12 protein-coding genes and 1 riboswitch are annotated in these 17,238 nt (G+C 44.2%); of the genes, 4 read left to right on the forward strand and 8 right to left on the reverse strand.

All coding sequences use genetic code 11. The features are described 5' to 3' along the window. Positions 1 to 47: 47 nt before the first annotated feature. Positions 48 to 1,139: a histidine kinase gene (locus AC1RNB_RS14065; protein ID WP_493083752.1), complete on the reverse strand. Its 1,092-nt coding sequence runs from the start codon at positions 1,137 to 1,139 to the stop codon at positions 48 to 50. 407 nt (positions 1,140 to 1,546) lie between these two features. Further along, positions 1,547 to 3,601 carry a S9 family peptidase gene (locus AC1RNB_RS14070; RefSeq protein ID WP_493083754.1) on the reverse strand — a complete coding sequence of 685 codons (2,055 nt, stop codon included), beginning with the start codon at positions 3,599 to 3,601 and terminating at the stop codon, positions 1,547 to 1,549. Between the two features lie 117 nt (positions 3,602 to 3,718). Between AC1RNB_RS14070 and AC1RNB_RS14075 the strand changes: the two genes are divergently transcribed. Continuing rightward, positions 3,719 to 5,188 (forward strand): M28 family peptidase, encoded by a 1,470-nt coding sequence (locus AC1RNB_RS14075; RefSeq protein ID WP_493083756.1) that lies wholly within the window; start codon positions 3,719 to 3,721, stop codon positions 5,186 to 5,188. A 52-nt stretch (positions 5,189 to 5,240) separates the two neighbouring features. On the opposite strand, the gene AC1RNB_RS14080 is transcribed toward AC1RNB_RS14075, so the two are convergent. The 4 genes from AC1RNB_RS14080 to AC1RNB_RS14095 form a co-directional block, all read right to left on the reverse strand. After that, a complete protein-coding gene (locus tag AC1RNB_RS14080; RefSeq protein WP_493083758.1) occupies positions 5,241 to 5,888 on the reverse strand; it encodes a phosphatase PAP2 family protein in 648 nt (215 codons plus the stop codon). A gap of 109 nt (positions 5,889 to 5,997) precedes the next feature. Continuing rightward, the gene (locus AC1RNB_RS14085) at positions 5,998 to 7,254 is read right to left on the reverse strand and encodes a homoserine dehydrogenase (RefSeq protein WP_493083760.1); all 1,257 of its coding nucleotides are present in this window, start codon (positions 7,252 to 7,254) and stop codon (positions 5,998 to 6,000) included. A gap of 39 nt (positions 7,255 to 7,293) precedes the next feature. Further along, on the reverse strand, positions 7,294 to 8,466 hold the full coding sequence (locus tag AC1RNB_RS14090) for a cystathionine gamma-synthase (RefSeq protein WP_493083762.1): 1,173 nt from the start codon (positions 8,464 to 8,466) through the stop codon (positions 7,294 to 7,296). 225 nt (positions 8,467 to 8,691) lie between these two features. Then, a riboswitch (SAM riboswitch) is annotated at positions 8,692 to 8,810 on the reverse strand. A gap of 117 nt (positions 8,811 to 8,927) precedes the next feature. After that, complete coding sequence (locus tag AC1RNB_RS14095; protein WP_493083764.1) at positions 8,928 to 9,512, reverse strand: hypothetical protein; 585 nt, start codon at positions 9,510 to 9,512, stop codon at positions 8,928 to 8,930. Positions 9,513 to 9,638: 126 nt separating this feature from the next. Between AC1RNB_RS14095 and uvrA the strand changes: the two genes are divergently transcribed. Continuing rightward, positions 9,639 to 12,515, forward strand: coding sequence for an excinuclease ABC subunit UvrA (gene uvrA / locus AC1RNB_RS14100; protein WP_493083766.1), 2,877 nt, complete (start codon positions 9,639 to 9,641; stop codon positions 12,513 to 12,515). 81 nt (positions 12,516 to 12,596) lie between these two features. On the opposite strand, the gene AC1RNB_RS14105 is transcribed toward uvrA, so the two are convergent. Then, positions 12,597 to 13,052: a GNAT family N-acetyltransferase gene (locus AC1RNB_RS14105; RefSeq protein ID WP_493083767.1), complete on the reverse strand. Its 456-nt coding sequence runs from the start codon at positions 13,050 to 13,052 to the stop codon at positions 12,597 to 12,599. A 125-nt stretch (positions 13,053 to 13,177) separates the two neighbouring features. On the opposite strand from AC1RNB_RS14105, the gene AC1RNB_RS14110 reads away from it, so the two are divergent. Beyond that, on the forward strand, positions 13,178 to 14,656 hold the full coding sequence (locus AC1RNB_RS14110) for an NAD(P)/FAD-dependent oxidoreductase (protein ID WP_493083768.1): 1,479 nt from the start codon (positions 13,178 to 13,180) through the stop codon (positions 14,654 to 14,656). 75 nt (positions 14,657 to 14,731) lie between these two features. On the opposite strand, the gene AC1RNB_RS14115 is transcribed toward AC1RNB_RS14110, so the two are convergent. After that, positions 14,732 to 16,087 (reverse strand): M20/M25/M40 family metallo-hydrolase, encoded by a 1,356-nt coding sequence (locus tag AC1RNB_RS14115; protein WP_493083770.1) that lies wholly within the window; start codon positions 16,085 to 16,087, stop codon positions 14,732 to 14,734. A gap of 163 nt (positions 16,088 to 16,250) precedes the next feature. On the opposite strand from AC1RNB_RS14115, the gene AC1RNB_RS14120 reads away from it, so the two are divergent. Next, entirely contained in the window at positions 16,251 to 17,210 is a 960-nt protein-coding gene (locus tag AC1RNB_RS14120; RefSeq protein ID WP_493083772.1) for a ligand-gated ion channel, read from the forward strand. The last annotated feature ends 28 nt before the right edge of the window (positions 17,211 to 17,238 follow it).

A 17,238-nucleotide genomic window follows, 5' to 3' on the forward strand; every position in this document is an offset into this window, starting at 1 on the left:
CATTTTCTTTTAATCAAGGGTAGGGCAGTTGATCAATAGGAACTACGTTAATTAACAGCTTTACTCAGGTCAATCTCCAGTTGAATGGTGAACATGTTTTCTTCTATGATAATATTCATTTTATAACTGCCGGGATATACAAGATCAAGGCGTTTGCGCATCTGCTGTAAAGTAGATGTTTCATAGTTCAATAGGTTTGAAGTTTCTACGGGTTTGCTGTTCTTTACCTGCAGGATAATACGGCTGCCTTCTATCCTGATAAACAAACTGGTCCAGTGTTTATCGGTAATATTATCACTTACCTGCCTGAAATTACTTTCTACAAAAGGGAAGAGGATATAAGGAACTATCCTTAGTTCTCCGGGATTACCTGTTTGCTCAAACTGCAGCGACAAACGATCGGTACTGGTTAAGCGTTCCAGCTGTACAAAATTCTGGATACTGTCTATTTCATGCGAAAGCAGCACTGTTGGCTGGTTACACTCATCTATCAGGTAAGTAAGGATCTGTTGCAATTTACCCAGCATTTCCGGTACCTTATTGGTGCCGGAGAAGGAGTAAGAATGAATTTTTTTTAATAATAAGGGCAGAAAGCTGGGCTGGATCTGACTGTCGATAAATTTGAGCTCCCGGCTGATCTTTTCTGATTTAACAAGATAGAGTTCCTGTTTTTTGATATTCCAATACTTAAAGAACTTGATCGATACGGCTGTGCCCGTGATCATTAATACGCCATTTAATCCGCGCAGCAGATCTGTAAGGGCAATGTATTTGAATTCGGGAAGACCGTAAAATTTCCTGAGGGGATTTACCAGCCAGGTATAAAAATAACTGGAGAGTGATGCATCCAGCAACAGGAACAGACCCAGGAACAAAAAGAACCCGAGGTATTTTTCCTGCAATAGCATTTTGGGAACCAGCAGGTAGAGGACGGCATAACAGAAAATTATATCCACCGAAAGGATGATCAGCATTTCCAGGATGGTGTATTGCAAATGGGCGGCATACCCAATGGCACTCGTTCCGCCACGCTGACTGTAGATCAGGGTAAAATAAAAAATCCAGACCATCCAGAATACAAAATGTCTGAATAGCCGGAATCTCGGGTTGTTTGAATACACAAATGAGTGTGTGGTCATAACGGGGGATTATCTCATGTGCAATAAATGTTCCAATCGGAAATTAATTATTTATTATAGACTTTGTTTGAATTTTATTACAAACAACCAATTTTTTTGTGGATGTAACCGGACGGCTTGGTTGAAGCGGGTTCAGGCAGGCTGTTGGACAGAAATCAGCTACGCTCCCCTCCCTTAGAGAAAAAGAAAAAGCGGGCAAGAATACCCGCTCGGTATGTTGTTGTTTCCCTAAACTAAAAACTGAATAACAACATGAGAAAATTGTACTGTAAAAGTTCTCTTTTTCTTCCATATGTAAAAAACTATGATCCCGAACCCTGAATTTGTCTGTATGAAATCCCTGTTTTGCCTACTGAACAAAACAAGGAAGCGTTCATAACCACTCAGAATGGCTTGTTATAGCATTTTTAATCAACGGGTAATGACTCTTCAGGCTCTCCAAACACAAAATGATTAAACCAAAGCCAGTTATGCCAGATGGCCGCCAGTCTTTCTTTTGGTTTGGTAATGCCATGCCCAAAACCTTTATAGACAATCAGCTTTGAAGGGATATGCCTGTCCTGAAGCCCCCTGTATAGCTCATACGCATTGGGTATAGGAACTCTTTTATCAAATTCACCATGTTGTATCAAAGTAGGCGTGCCGGCTTTGTTGATAGTGGTCATGGGAGAAGTTTTTTGATAGATGCCCATATCCTCCCATGGGGTGGCTTTCAGGTACTGGCGGGTAAAGGGGGTGATATCTGTGCTGACATAATAAGTGATCCAGTTAGAAATTCCCGCACCCACCGAAATGGCTTTGAACATGGTTGTATTGGTAGTAAGAAAGGCAGAAATATAACCGCCCTGGCTCCATCCCATACAACCCATTCTGGCTGTATCAATGAATCCCTTTTTTTGTAAGGATTCAATACCACTTACCACATCCCACATATCGCCCACGCCGAGGTTCCGAACATTCAGGGATCTGAATTTTTCGCCATAACCCGCACTGCCGCGGTAATTAACCCGTAATACCAATGCACCCTTTTCTACCCATTGCATCACAGGATACACACCGCCAGGTGTTGGCTCGGGCCGGTCTATGCCTGTAGGGCCACCGTGGATCATTACCAACAATGGATATTTTTTAGAGGGATCAAAATTGCGCGGCTTCAGTAATACGCCTTCAATGCTGGCACCATCTTTACTCTTCCATTCAACAATCTCATTGACAGGTGTGTTCCAGTTACTGATCTGCGCGTTGATATTAGTAACCTTTTTCCAGTTGCCTGCCCATGTGCCGTAATAAATTTCATTGAGATCAGAAAAATTTCTGCCGGTAATGGCGATCAGATCGCTTTTGCGGGCAAAACTGATAGTGCCGGTATTGTCTAATGGTACAGACAGCTGCTTGCTGATACCGGTCTGCGGATCCATCCGGTAAACAGCGGTCTTCATTTTTTGTGAAGCGCCGAAGTAAATCCCTTTTTCGTTCCAGCTATAAATGCTTTTGTTTTCATCAATATCTGCGCCTATTTCCCGGCTCTTTTTGGTAGACAGGTCATAGATGAACAAACGACTGTTTCTAAAAAAATTACTGATAGAATCATCTACCGAACTCCGGTAAATAAAGGCACTGCCATCCGGTGCCCATTCCGTTAACCCATCGCTGCCGGGGTTGCTGACCAATGTTTCGATTTTTTTTGTTGTGATATCAACCAATGCGATATCGCTGTATAAAGAAGAGTTGATCAGCGGATTGGGTTGTTTATTAAAGAGGATAGCAGTGCCTGTTGGACTCCATGAAAAACCGGCAACTGTAAAATTTCCATTGGTCAGTTTTTTAGCCACGGGTATTTTATAACAGTCCGGTTTCCGGTTCATAGAATCTTTACCTGTATAACAGGGGTATAAACCTGCGAGCAGAACAGAATCATAGTTGAAGGGCAATAACCAGAGATGGCTCAATTTGTATTCTTCTCCTTCCACCGCAAATGCGCCATACCTTTCTTTCACCATTTTTTCTTTCCGGCTATCCGGATCTGCTTTTGTATAAACCAGCTGCCGGCCATTCGGGCTCCACTCATAACCACCTATACCATCTTCATCTTTGGTAATCTGTAACGCTTCGCCTCCATCTACCGGTATCAGGTAAAGCTGCATTTTTTCTCCCCTGTCGGATAAAAAACTGATGAATTGATTATCCGGCGTAAATGCCGGTGAACTACTGCTGCCTTTACTGGTGCGGGTTAACTGGATAGGCGTTCCCCCTTCTTTGGATAACCAGATCTCACTGTCATATCCATTGCTGGCCCAGTCGGTAGACGTCAGGGTATACACAACGTATTTTCCATTGGGTGAAATCACAGGAGAACCCACCTGTTTCAGGCTTAACCATTTTTCAAAAGCGATGGATGCATTTTTTTGGGCAGTACTGAGAAAAGAAATCAATCCCAGGCAGAAAACCAGGCAGTATTTCATATTATTAATTTTGGTTACCCAATATACACAATCAGCCCTGTATCTTATAGTGTTTTCATCTGCCTGGCTGTATTTGGAATATATTGGATAAATTGGCTCCTCAAATCATAACAGCATATGAAAAAATTGACCGGTTTTCTTACCCTCTGTTCTTTGTTAGGTATCTCATCCCTTTCTGCCCAGGAAAAACCTGAATGGAAAACGATCTTCACCCGCATTAACCAGGAAGTATTAACACATTCAAAAGCGTATAGTAGCCTGCAAACAGCTACCACTACTATCGGCCATCGGTTAACCGGCTCGGCCAACGGTAAAAAAGCAGAAGAGTTTGCTTATAACCTGTTGAAATCTTATGGTTTTACGAACCTGCGTTACCAGCCTTTTGAAGTAGAGAGCTGGAGCCGCGGAACCATTCGTGTGCAAATGGGCACCGATCCTGCTAACCTGCAGGATGTAAAATCGGTATCGCTGGCGCACTCACCTGTAAAATCAGATGTAAGTCTGGAAGTAGTGGATATGGGTAATGGACTGGAAGAAGATTATGCCGCCGCTCCCGATAAAGTAAAAGGCAAGATCGCACTGGTATACCTTGGTGTATTGCCGGGTTCAAAAGCCGGTACCAAATCTTTGCACCGCTCTGAAAAAACAGCGATTGCTACTAAACACGGTGCTCAGGGAATTATCATTATCAATACCGCTACCGGTGGAATTCTCCTCACCGGTACGGCTTCTGTAACCGGAAAACTGATTCCGATACCGGCCGTTTGTATTGGTAAAGAAGATGGTATGGCCTGGAAGGAAAAACTGAAAGCTGGGAAATTATACAGCCATATCAGCCTGACCAATTTCTCCGGTATGATCAAGGCCCGTAATGTGATTGCTACGATCAAAGGGAAATCATTATCCAAAGAAAAAGTGGTTGTTGGCGGACACCTGGATAGCTGGGATCTGGCCACCGGTGCCATAGACAATGGTATCGGATCTTTTTCTGTACTCGATATGGCCAGAACCTTTATGGCACTGAAACTACAACCTGAAAGAACGCTTGAGTTTGTGATGTTCATGGGCGAGGAGCAGGGACTGCTGGGGTCGAGAGCTTATGTAGAAGCGGCTACCAAAGATAAAAGCATAAACCAGGTGCGTTATATGCTGAACTATGATATGACCAATGATCCCAAAGGATATTCCAGTACAGCCGAAGAAAGTAAAGAACTTTTCCAGTCGATCGGGGCTATTGCGCATTCATTGGATACCACTTTCAAAAACACCTTCCGCAGCGGGGCTGGATTACATAGCGATCACCAGCCCTTTATGTTGCACGGTGTGCCAACCGGTGGTGCTGCAGGCGGCACGCTGCCGAATAATTCCGGCCCCTGTTACCATGCTGATTGTGACGGGTTTAACCTCGTAGACGAAATGGGAATGAAAAACACGGTACGTTTTAATGCCATGTTGTTATATGGAATAGCCGATTCAAAAGAGATCAAAGCGAAACATTTTTCAGATGAAGAAACAAGGATTTTCCTGATCAAAAATAACCTGAAAGAACCTTTACAGATCGCAGGCGACTGGAGATGGAAGGATTAATTTAAGAAAATCTATTTAATCTAAAAGAGCCGCAGAATTTCTGCGGCTCTTTTCATATCTGTTTGTTATGTTGTTTTTTTCGCTTCTCCCATTGTTGCTGAACGGCTATGGATAGGAGCAAAGTAAAAAGTGCGGTCATCATGCCACCACCCACATCCAATGGAAAATGCTGGGCGAGGTAAATGCGTGAATACCCCACCAGCAAAGCATATACAAAACCAACCGGCACAAACCATCTGTGAGGGATCAGTAAACAACCCAGCAGAAAAAGCGTAAAAGCCGTTCCTGTGTGACCGGAAGGGAAGCTATAGGCAGCATGTAACTCAACACCGGGTACGGTGTGTATAGCTGATGTGTTAGTGATAGCTGTCGTGGGCCTGGGTTCTGCGGGCAGTATAAAATTCTTACATCCCTGGGTGATTACCGTTGAAAATAAGATGGCAGCCAGTAGCATTGGAAATTGTTTTCTACGGTATAACCAGAATAATACGGCCACCGGTACCCAGATGGCGCCATCACCGAGATAGGTCCAGTAATGAAAAAAAACATCTGCGTTGGTGCCCAGATCTGTATTCAGCATCAGAAAGAAAAGGTCTTTGCCTACTACCCATGAGTTAACCAGCAAAAAAAGCGAAGCGATCAGGGTAAGTAGAAAACCTGCCAGAAAATTCCGGTTAGGGAAGGGGGAGGAACTGTACATGCAGAGAATGGTTTTGACAAATTTACTGATTGAAGCCGGTAAAATACAGCAAAAAGCCCCATCTGGATAGACGGGGCCATACTAAAAACCATACAAGTACAAAAAATCATCAGGCGATACCCGCCAGCTCAAGACTTCTTTTTTTCAGGTTAATGATGTCAAGGTTATCAATGATCGGTTCATTGGTAAGGATCAGTGAACTGCCATTTTCTCTCCACCAGTTGCTTTCTTTCAGTTGTTTCACATGTAATACGCCGATCAGGTATTTTCGCTCCGCTTCGGCATGCCATTCTTCTATCCATTCAAATTTTTCGCGGGGAATATATTTCCAGTCATCAAAACTGATATACACTTTCAGGTAATAATCGTGTGTTAGTTCATTGGGTGTATGATGATACAATTTCTTGTATTCATACCGGTAATCATAGCGCAAAGCACTGATATCGCTCAATACAGCCGATGCCGTAGGGAAACTTCCTGCACCTTTTCCATAAAAAAACTGTTTATCAGAAAACCCACTTTCTATCACTACACCATTGTATTCGTTTTTAACGAAGGATAAAGGTTCGTTCAGTTTCACAAACTGTGGCAGTACAAAAGCCGCTACTTTCCCATTTTTTAATTTCTGTGCCTGGGCTATCAGTTTGATGTCGAGATTCTTTTCTTTAGCCACTACGGCATCCTGTAGCTGGATATTCTGAATACCACTGAAGAGAATATTATCCGGATGTGCTACGATGCCATAGGCATGGTTCAGCAGGATGGTCCATTTGTTTACAGCGTCATATCCTTCCACATCCAGCTTGGGATTACTTTCTGCAAAACCCAACTGTTGGGCCAGCAGTAAAGCCTCCTGGAAATCCAGCCTGTCTTCAAACATTTTGGTCAGGATAAAATTGGTGGAGCCATTTACAATGGCTTTGATCGAATGCAGCAGGTCATTGTCGTAATATTCTTCCAGGTTCCTGATCACGGGGATGGATGCACAGGCGGCGGCTTCGCAGAGAAAGGGGAGGCCGGTTTCCTGCTGTAAGGCCAGAATTTCCGGCAGGTGTTCCGCGATCATTTTTTTGCTGGCGCTTACCACTGCCTTACCGTTGCGCAGGGCAATCGAAACAATCTCAAACGCCGCATTGGCATCATCAATCACTTCTACTACTACATTAATACTTTCATCCTGTAAAACCTCATCCCTATCGGTTGTGAACAAAGATGCCGGTGCATTCCGCTGTTTCCCGGGATTTTTAATACATACTTTTTTGATAGTGGCCTGTAAGGAAGGTGTTTGTTGTAATACTTTGTATAAACCTTCGCCTACTACGCCAAATCCGAATAATCCGATCGTTAACTGTTTGTGTGTTTCCATAATGGTGTTGCTGTTTCTACTTTAAATTAGCTATATGTCTTATGCCTGTTGTAAAACCTGTTTTGTTTGCTGAATAGCGGTAAATGCCTGTTCCAGATCCGCCAACAGATCTTCTACCTCTTCCAGTCCGATAGATAATCGCACCAGGCTATCCTGTACACCTGCCGATCTTCTTTTTGCTGCGGGAATGGATTTATGCGTCATGTTTGCCGGATGTGAGATCAGGCTTTTGATACCTCCCAGACTTTCTGCCAGTTTAAACAGTTTGGTTTTGGTAACCAGCTGTACAGCCGCTTCTTCTGTATCATTCTTCAGCGCAAAAGAGATAATACCACCAAAACCCTTAGCCTGTTTTTTAGCAATGCCGTGGTTCGGATGTGTTGTCAAACCGGGGTAAAATACCTTGTCTACGAGGGGATGCTGTGTCAGGTATTCTGCAATGGTTTGCGCGTTGTCACAATGCTGTTTTACACGCAGGTGCAGGGTTTCTATTCCACGGATCACCAGCCAGCTGTCGAATGGCCCCAGAATATTACCACAGGCATTTTGCAGATACTTGATCTTTGCGCCGAGCTCTGCATCTTTGGTTACCACCAGACCTGCAATCAGATCGCTATGTCCGCCCAGGTATTTGGTGGCACTGTGTATCACAATATCGGCACCCAGGGCCAGCGGTTGTTGTAATACCGGCGAAGCAAAGGTGTTGTCAACACAGAGTAAGCAGTTTTGCGCTTTGGCCAGTTTGGCGATGGCTTCAATATCTGAAATCTTGAGTGTTGGATTGGTAGGCGTTTCGAGCCAGATCAGTTTGGTTTGTGGGGTAATGGCATCCAGCAGATTGGTTACATCAGAAGTGTCTACATATTTCACTTTGATGCCGAATTTCTCATACACATTGGTGAACAGTCGAAAAGCACCGCCATAAATATCATCCACCGCCAAAATCTCGTCGCCGGTCTGTAAAAGTTTTATAATGGCATCAATCGCTGCCAGTCCACTGGCGAAAGCGAGCCCTACGGTTCCTTTTTCCAGTTGGGCAATCAATTGCTCCAGTGTAGCGCGGGTAGGATTGCCACTGCGTGCATAATCATATCCTTTGTTTACACCCGGTGCCTCCTGCACAAAAGTGGAAGTCTGGTAAATGGGAACCGAAATGGCTCCTGTTAAAGGGTCTACCGGAATGCTGTGGATCAGTTCTGTGGCTGTGCTCATTGTTAATCAGTTTGCCCCCGGCGCTTCAAAGAAATAACCGGAGAAGTGTAGAATGTTGTAAAAATTCTATTCGAAACTTAACAAGAGAAGCGAGCAGGAACTTACCAGATAAACTTTCCTCACAGATTACCGTGGGTAAACTGCATAAAAAAAGCTCATCCGGTAAGTCAGATGAGCTTGAATATGGTATACCACCTGGGTGGATCAATTACAAACTATTACTCTGACTTATCTTTTCCCGCCTTACGACGGGATCGGAGTTGGCACCTTCATACAACTGAGTGAGATGTATGGGTTGCCAAGGCTTCATCGGGCCAAATTCCCTCTGCCTTTCTTGATAAGTATTCTAAAGAACTGCTGCAAAGATAAGGGCATGGATTTCAGATTTCCAAAATAAAAGTCTACTCGTTTTGTAGAAATATGCCTTCTTTTCAATACCAGCAAGGGTTTCGGGACGAAAATTATTTTTTTCGGGGGCTGAAAGTTTTATATACGCCCAACCGTAAACCGGTTACAGCGGCGTTCAGGTCCACCGCTACTTTCCGGCCAAAATAGGCGAATCCGATACCAACGGTAGCCTTGACATTTGTGTAACTATCTGAGGATTTTGATGTGCCAGACAGGTTTTTGTTTGTATAAAAGCGCTGCATATTGGCAAATTCTATGGCTGCGAGGCCGTAGCCCTTCCATTTTTTATTTTTGGTGATATCAAGGTACAGACGTGTAAAAGGGGCGATGCCAAAGTCATAATAGTTGTATATGTTGGTACCTGCGCCCGGATACGGAGGCGTATTCTGCTCATGCCAGAAACCCAATGTGGCTTGTCCGCCAATTACCCAGTTGCGATCTACGACCCAGCCAATGGTAGGCACGAGGTTTAATCCATAGGTACTGCTGTTGCTACCCACAGAAAGTTCGGGCAGGGTAGTATAGATATCACCGATGATCAGGTTCGTCTGGAGGCCAACAATACGGCTACCTTTTTCCAGTTGTGCCTGGGAATGAATGCATAAGAATACAGCAATGAGTAGAAATAGATTTTTCATAAGCAGGATTTATATAAAATTAAACAAATATGATGCCAGAACTGTCTTATTTGCTGCATCGCCCATATAATTTAAACAAGCAGGCTTTTTGAATGTTAGTACATTTGACCCTTATCATCTCCGTTCATGGCTAAGCAAGTAAGCAGGAAAAAGCAAACAGAAGAAATCATATCTACCGACGAAAGAATTGAAGTGTTTGGTGCCCGGGAGCATAACCTCAAGAACATTGATATCTCCATTCCCAAGAACAAACTGGTGGTATTTACCGGTGTTAGCGGCAGTGGAAAATCTTCGCTGGCATTTGATACCATTTATAACGAGGGGCAACGCCGCTACATGGAAAGCTTCAGTGCCTATGCCCGTCAGTTCATGGGCGATATGGAGCGGCCTGATGTAGATAAGATCACCGGGTTGTCGCCGGTCATTTCCATCGAACAGAAAACTACCAATAAAAATCCCCGCTCTACTGTAGGTACCGTTACAGAAGTATATGATTTTCTGCGTTTGCTGTATGCACGTATCGGCGAAGCCTATAGCTATCATACGGGTAAGAAAATGATCAAGTTCAGTGAGGAGGAAATTGTAGAGAATATTTTTGCCAAATTCAGAAATAAAAAAATCAGCCTGCTCGCACCCCTGATCCGGGGCCGTAAAGGACATTACCGCGAACTCTTTGAAGATATCCGTAAAAAAGGTTTTTTAAAAGTGAGGGTGGATGGGGAAGTGATGGATCTTACTCCCAAACTGCAGGTTGACCGTTACAAGATCCACGATATTGAAGTGGTGATTGATCGGCTGCAGGTTACGGATGATATGAAAGTACGGTTGAGCCAGAGCATTCAGCAAACCCTGAAAATGGGAAAGGACCTGATGTTCCTGTTGCTGAATGATACCAATAAAACCGTGCAGTACTCCAAACAGCTGATGTGTGAGGATACAGGTATCAGCTACGAAGAACCTTCACCCAATGCGTTTTCATTTAACTCACCCTACGGTGCCTGCCCTACCTGTAAAGGATTGGGCAATGTATACAGCATCAGTATGGAAGCCATCATACCCGATCCCAAATTGAGTATCAAGGAAGGTGGTATTGTTCCTTTGGGCGAACAGCGCGATGCATATATGTATCGCAATGTAGAAGTGCTGGCTAAAAAGAATAAGATCAGTCTGGATAAACCGATCAAGGATCTCTCGGCTGCTTCTTTAAATATCCTGCTCTATGGCAATGCGGAAGGCAGTTCACTGGAGATTGGTGATATGGAAGAAGATGTGGCAGGCCAGCCTTACGAAGGCGAATTTGAAGGAATCGTACCCATGCTGAAACGCTGGTTCTCTGGCACCAACAGTAGTGAAACCCTGCGCGAGTGGGTAGAAAAATTCATGGAGTTGAAAACCTGTAACAGTTGTAATGGAGCAAGGTTAAAACAGGAAAGTCTCTGGTTTAAAGTAGATGAAAAAAATATTGCTGAACTCAGTAATCTCAATCTTGATAAACTGCATGCCTGGTTTGAAACGATCGAAAAACGGTTATCCAAAAAGCAGAATGCTATTGCCAAAGATATCCTGAAAGAGATCCGCGAAAGGGTGCAGTTTTTGCTGGATGTGGGGCTCACTTATCTTTCACTCAACCGCCCTTCCCGCAGTTTAAGCGGGGGCGAATCGCAGCGGATTAGGTTGGCTACACAGATCGGTTCGCAGTTGCAGGGCATTACGTATATCCTGGATGAACCTTCCATCGGTCTGCATCAACGGGATAATCACCAGTTGATCCTGGCTTTACAAAATCTCCGCGATATCGGTAACAGCGTACTGGTGGTAGAACATGATAAGGATATTATGATGGCCGCCGATCACCTGGTGGATATCGGCCCCAAAGCGGGCATGTATGGCGGACATATCGTAGCCGCCGGCACTCCACAACAGGTATTACAAAGTGGATCCGAAACAGCACTCTATTTAAGCGGAAAGAAAAAAATTGAAATACCTGCGCAACGTCGCCTGGGTAATGGTAAACAGCTGGAGTTAAAGGGAGCCCAAGGAAACAACCTGAAAAAAGTAGATGTGGTTTTTCCATTAGGCAAACTGATTGTAGTGAGCGGCGTAAGCGGCAGTGGTAAATCCACCCTTATCAATGAAACCCTATATCCCATTCTCTCCAAACACTGTTATAACAGCCGGGTAACACCGATGCCATTCACCAGTATCAAAGGACTTGAACACATCGATAAAGTGATTGAGATCGATCAATCGCCCATTGGTCGAACGCCCCGGAGTAATCCGGCTACCTATTGCGGGTTCTTTACCGAGATCCGTACCCTGTTTGCGGCCATACCCGAAGCCAAGATCCGCGGATACAATGCCGGCCGTTTTTCCTTCAATGTAAAAGGGGGCCGCTGCGATGTATGTGAAGGAGGTGGTATGCGGGTAATTGAAATGAATTTTTTACCCGATGTATATGTGCACTGCGAAAAATGCAACGGTAAACGATATAACCGCGAAACACTGGAGATCCGTTACAAAGGGAAATCCATCAGTGATGTATTGAATATGTCGGTGGATGAAGCCTGTGAATTCTTCCAGCCCATCAACTACCTGTACCGCAAGATCAAAGTGTTACAGGATGTAGGGCTGGGTTATATTACTTTAGGACAATCAGCCGTTACCCTAAGCGGAGGCGAAGCCCAACGGGTTAAACTGGCCACAGAACTCAGTAAAAAAGATACCGGTAAAACTTTTTATATCCTCGATGAACCCACCACTGGTCTGCATTTTCAGGATATCCAACACCTGTTGGATGTGCTCAATAAACTGGTAGACAGAGGTAATACAGTACTGGTAATTGAACACAATCTCGATGTAGTAAAAGTGGCCGACCATATCATCGACCTCGGCCCCGAAGGCGGCGATGGTGGAGGAACCATCTTATTTGAAGGTGTTCCGGAGAAAATGATCCAGATAACCAAAAGCCATACGGCGAGGTTTTTGAAGACGGAGCTTACATAATGATAGGATGATAGGATGATAGAATGATGGAATGGTTGATAGTATTTTTTCATTCACTCATTCACTCATTCTATCATTCTATCATTGGCGCTTCATCTCTATATGCTCAATATTATCCTCCAGATAGATATCGCCAGCCTGTACAAACCCGAAAGATTCATAAAATTTTTTCAGGTATAATTGCGCGCCAATGCGGATGGGGCCTTCGCCAAATAATTTGTGACACCCTTCTATTGCCTGCTGCATCAGTAGCCTGCCGGCCCCTTTTCGGCGATATTCGGGCGAGCTGATGACGCGGCCGATCGACATTTCAGGGTAAGATACACCCGGCGGTAAGAGGCGGGCATAGGCTATCAGTTTGCCGCTGTCTTTGATCATCAGGTGATGGCTTCGCTGGTCTTTGTTATCTGCATCCTGGTATACACATAATTGCTCCAGTACAAACACTTCGTTTCGTAAACGCATGATCTCGTATAATTCATGTGGCGTCAGATCGCCAAAAGCTTTACAGGTAACGTTGTAGAAGTAACTGGCCATGGGAGTTTTTGGGGCTTTGTTAGCGGGTTCGGTTGTCAATTGCGGTACAAAAATAGCGGTAGAACCACAATAATTTCACACCTTTACCACTTTAAAGGAAATGAGTTCAATTTACAACCTGTAATATGTCAAAAAAAGTTGCCATCATTGGTGCGGGGCCGGCAGGATTAACAGCCGCGTATTTACTGGGGAAGGAAAACCAGGAGGTCATGGTTTTTGAGAAAGACCCACAATATGTGGGAGGCATCTCCCGCACAGAATCCTATAAAGGGTACCATTTTGATATTGGTGGTCACCGTTTCTTTTCCAAGTCGAAAGAAGTGGAAGATTTCTGGACCGAGATCCTTGGCGATGAAATGCTGGAACGTCCACGCAGTTCCCGGATTTACTATAATAAAAAATTCTTTTCATATCCTTTGGTGGCTTTTGAAGCCCTGAATAAACTGGGAGTCATTGAAAGTGGTTTGTGTGTAGCCAGTTACCTGAAAGCCAAAGCTTTTCCGGTAAAGAATCCGACCAATTTTGAAGATTGGGTGGTGAACCAGTTCGGTCAACGTTTATTTAATATCTTCTTCAAAACCTATACAGAGAAAGTATGGGGTATTCCCTGCAAAGAGATTTCAGCCGACTGGGCCGCACAGCGGATCAAAGGTTTATCACTCAGCAGCGCCATCTGGAATGCATTGTTCAAACCTAAAGCAGGAGGGGGAAGCAAGGATAAAGTAATCAAAACACTGATCGATTCTTTCCGTTATCCAAAATACGGTCCCGGTATGATGTGGGAAACCTGCGCGGCTAAAAGCAAAGCCATGGGTGTGCAGATAGAAATGAATTGTGGGGTAAAAGAAGTAACAACGACAGACGGAAAATGGACCGTTCATACAACGAATGGACAAAGCCTGGGAGGATTTGATTATGTATTGTCAACAGCACCCATGCGCGAACTGGTAGCAGCTGTATCGCCGCAGTTTCCGGAAAAAGCTTTTTCATCTGCCAAACAATTAGGCTACCGCGATTTTTTAACAGTGGTATTGATCTGTAAGGATGAAGATGCGTTTACGGATAACTGGATCTATATTCACGACCCCAGTGTGAAAGTGGGACGCATACAGAATTTCAAATCCTGGAGTCCGTTTATGGTACCGGATGCAAATATGGCCTGTTATGGACTGGAATATTTCTGTTTTGAAGGGGATGGCTTGTGGAACAGCAGTGATGAAACACTGATCAATCTCGCCAAAAAAGAAATCGAACAGATCGGTTTAACCAAAGATAGTGCCGTGGTGGATGGTTATGTGGTTCGCCAGCCAAAAGCGTATCCGGTATACGATCACAGCTACAAGGAAAATGTGAGCGAGATCCGTGAAGCGCTGAAAGCTTATCCCGGTTTATACCTGATTGGCCGCAATGGCATGCACAAATACAATAACCAGGATCATAGCATGATGACAGCAATGCTGGCTGCTAAAAATATCGTTGCCGGAAAAGAACTGTTCGATCTTTGGGATGTGAATGAAGATGCGGAATACCATGAAGGTGGTGATAGAGGTACAGAAGAGACACAGAAGGTATTAGGCAGATTGGTGCCGGAGAAGATTAATTAGCAATTAGAAATTAACAATTAAAAATTGATTAGCCACAGACAGCAGATCTCATACCTGCTATCTGTGGCTCTTTTTTTATCTGCCTGCTATGCCGGGTACTACCATTAAACTTTCGTTGCCTGATTCGTTAGCAGCTTGTACGGCAAAGAAATAATTGTCTTTGGAATAGGGCAATGAGTATTGCAGATCGGTGGTGAAGATTTTTTTCTGCCAGAAGGCACTGGTGGTTTCCCTTAGCAGAATATAATAGCCTTTCGTATTCCCGCTTTTCGGTGCTTTCCAGGTGAGTGATGATGTGTTGGTGAGTCTTCTTGTTTCGATCTTTACCTCTTCGGGCATGGCGGGTGCTTTGGCCAGGTTAGCGAGGTTGGCAAGGTTCATGGCTGAGTTCTTGCGCAGGTATTCAAAATCGATATGCTCTGGCAGATCGCCATAGTTGATACCATTTTCGGTGCGCACGTTCTGGTGTTGTCGGGTATAGTTTTCATTCATTTCCGTAAAACGAACAGCCGCATACCCATTTTCTACAAAGGGGGTATGATCGCCACCGCGTAAGAAACGGTCATTTCGATAAATCATAACCACTTCCAGGTTGTCTACATAACGTTCGCCGGTTTCTTTTACATAACGTGCCAGTTGACGGGCTTTGCCATCGTTTTCCAGTCCCAGTTGACGGATCTGTTTGGCACTTTTCTCCGTTTCAAAAGCAGGTAAACCCTCGCTGAATACGCGGATGCGGGTATTGTTGATGATATTGGTTTCATTACTGTTATTACTGCCCATGATATCATTGTTCAGCACAGCTTCAATATTCCAACCCTCTTTTCTGGCTTTGGATGCCATGAAATTAGCGCCCAGCAAACCCTGTTCCTCACCACTTACTGTAACAAAAATAATAGTAGCCGGAAAACTGCGTTTACTCATGATTCTGGCGCATTCCAGTACAGCAGCGCAGCCACTGGCATCGTCATTGGCGCCGGGTGCATCGCCAGTACGGTCCATTACGCTGGTCCGCATATTATCGAGGTGGCCGCTGATGACAAAAATGCGGGTATCATTCGGGTCGGTTCCTTTGAGTTTGGCTATCACATTACCGAGCAGTAAAGTGGTGTCCACTCTTCTTTTATCGGGTTGTAAAGTGATGGTATCGATCATAGCGGTTAACCTGCCATTGGATTGTCTGGCAAAATCGTTGAATTTAGCCAGTACCCAGTTTCTGGCAGCGCCAATGCCTCTTGCAGGATCAGTTTGCGTGCTTAAGGTATTACGGGTACCAAACCCTACCAGTTGATAGATATAGGATTTCAGTGAATCGGGAGATACTTCCCTGACCATTTTCTCAATCTCAGGATCGCGTTGGATCAGGGTTTGCGAAAAAACAGGTTGCAGGGCTACTGCCAGCAGACTGGCGATCAGTAATTTTTTTCTCATGGGGTTTCTGTTGAATTCTAAAGTTAATGAGCAGAACTGATTGAGGAACAGTATTTTGATAATGGGGCCAAATTGCGGTATCGCGGTGTGAATACCCGATCAAGGCAAGCAGTTGGCAAAACAGGAAAATGGGTTATCTTTCTGACTGTAAAGCATCCCTTTCATGAAAAAAATCAATCTTCTTTTTCTGTGTGTTACTTTTCTCGGCCTTCTTTCTGCCTATGCCCAGAAAGAAGTGCCTGATACGGTGTATACAGGGATCTATATCACCAGTATACACGATATCGATTTTAAACAGAATGAATATACCACCAACCTCTGGTTATGGATGCGCTATAAAAGGAAAGAGTTCGATTTTGTACAGAACCTTGAAATTCCGCAGGCGAAAAGTTTTACCAAATTGTATACAACCGTGGATACCAGTAATAATGGTGTGTATGTGCTGATGAAATTACAATGTGTGATGAAAGATTCCTGGAAGATCGGCAACTTCCCTTTCGACAAACAGAAACTGCGGCTTTCGATTGAGAATTCACAGTACGATTCCAAATCACTCGTATTTGCAGCCGATACGGCCGGAAAAAGTTATGACCCGAGATTTACACTGCGGGGATGGGAGATAGATAGTTTCATTGTTACGCCGGGTATCAAGGCATACGAGACTAATTTTGGTGATAAAAGTATTGTGAAACCACATATGGAGTATGGCAGTTACCGTGTGCGGATCTCGATCAAACGCGATGCGTCTGAATTGTTCTGGAAAATGTTTCTGGGTATGTATGTGGCTTTCCTGATCTCGTATATCTGCTTTTATATCCATGCCGATAATATTGATTCCCGTTTCGGACTCAGCGTAGGCTCTTTGTTTGCAGCCATTGGTAATAAATATATCATTGACTCATCACTGCCGGAATCGACAGCTTTTACCCTGGTAGACAGCCTGCATGGCCTTACACTATTTTTTATCTTCCTCATCGTGGCTTCTTCTGTCTATTCGCTGGAACTCGTGAAAAGGAATAACCTCAAAAAAGCCAACCGCTTTGATATGGTGATTGCGCAGGTCTTACTGGTAGCATATGTATTGGCTAATTTTTATTTTATTTCAAAAGCGCAGGCCGGGTAAAAGTGATACAAAAGGTATAAATACTTGT

This window comes from Sediminibacterium sp. GW821-FHT12F12, assembly GCF_058806635.1.

Bases quoted from the DNA above. Each gene is read 5' to 3' on its own strand.
- AC1RNB_RS14065 (WP_493083752.1), bottom strand. From the start codon at position 1,139: ATGACCACACACTCATTTGTGTATTCAAACAACCCGAGATTCCGGCTA.
- AC1RNB_RS14070 (WP_493083754.1), bottom strand. From the start codon at position 3,601: ATGAAATACTGCCTGGTTTTCTGCCTGGGATTGATTTCTTTTCTCAGT.
- AC1RNB_RS14075 (WP_493083756.1), top strand. From the start codon at position 3,719: ATGAAAAAATTGACCGGTTTTCTTACCCTCTGTTCTTTGTTAGGTATC.
- AC1RNB_RS14080 (WP_493083758.1), bottom strand. From the start codon at position 5,888: ATGTACAGTTCCTCCCCCTTCCCTAACCGGAATTTTCTGGCAGGTTTT.
- AC1RNB_RS14085 (WP_493083760.1), bottom strand. From the start codon at position 7,254: ATGGAAACACACAAACAGTTAACGATCGGATTATTCGGATTTGGCGTA.
- AC1RNB_RS14090 (WP_493083762.1), bottom strand. From the start codon at position 8,466: ATGAGCACAGCCACAGAACTGATCCACAGCATTCCGGTAGACCCTTTA.
- AC1RNB_RS14095 (WP_493083764.1), bottom strand. From the start codon at position 9,512: ATGAAAAATCTATTTCTACTCATTGCTGTATTCTTATGCATTCATTCC.
- uvrA (WP_493083766.1), top strand. From the start codon at position 9,639: ATGGCTAAGCAAGTAAGCAGGAAAAAGCAAACAGAAGAAATCATATCT.
- AC1RNB_RS14105 (WP_493083767.1), bottom strand. From the start codon at position 13,052: ATGGCCAGTTACTTCTACAACGTTACCTGTAAAGCTTTTGGCGATCTG.
- AC1RNB_RS14110 (WP_493083768.1), top strand. From the start codon at position 13,178: ATGTCAAAAAAAGTTGCCATCATTGGTGCGGGGCCGGCAGGATTAACA.
- AC1RNB_RS14115 (WP_493083770.1), bottom strand. From the start codon at position 16,087: ATGAGAAAAAAATTACTGATCGCCAGTCTGCTGGCAGTAGCCCTGCAA.
- AC1RNB_RS14120 (WP_493083772.1), top strand. From the start codon at position 16,251: ATGAAAAAAATCAATCTTCTTTTTCTGTGTGTTACTTTTCTCGGCCTT.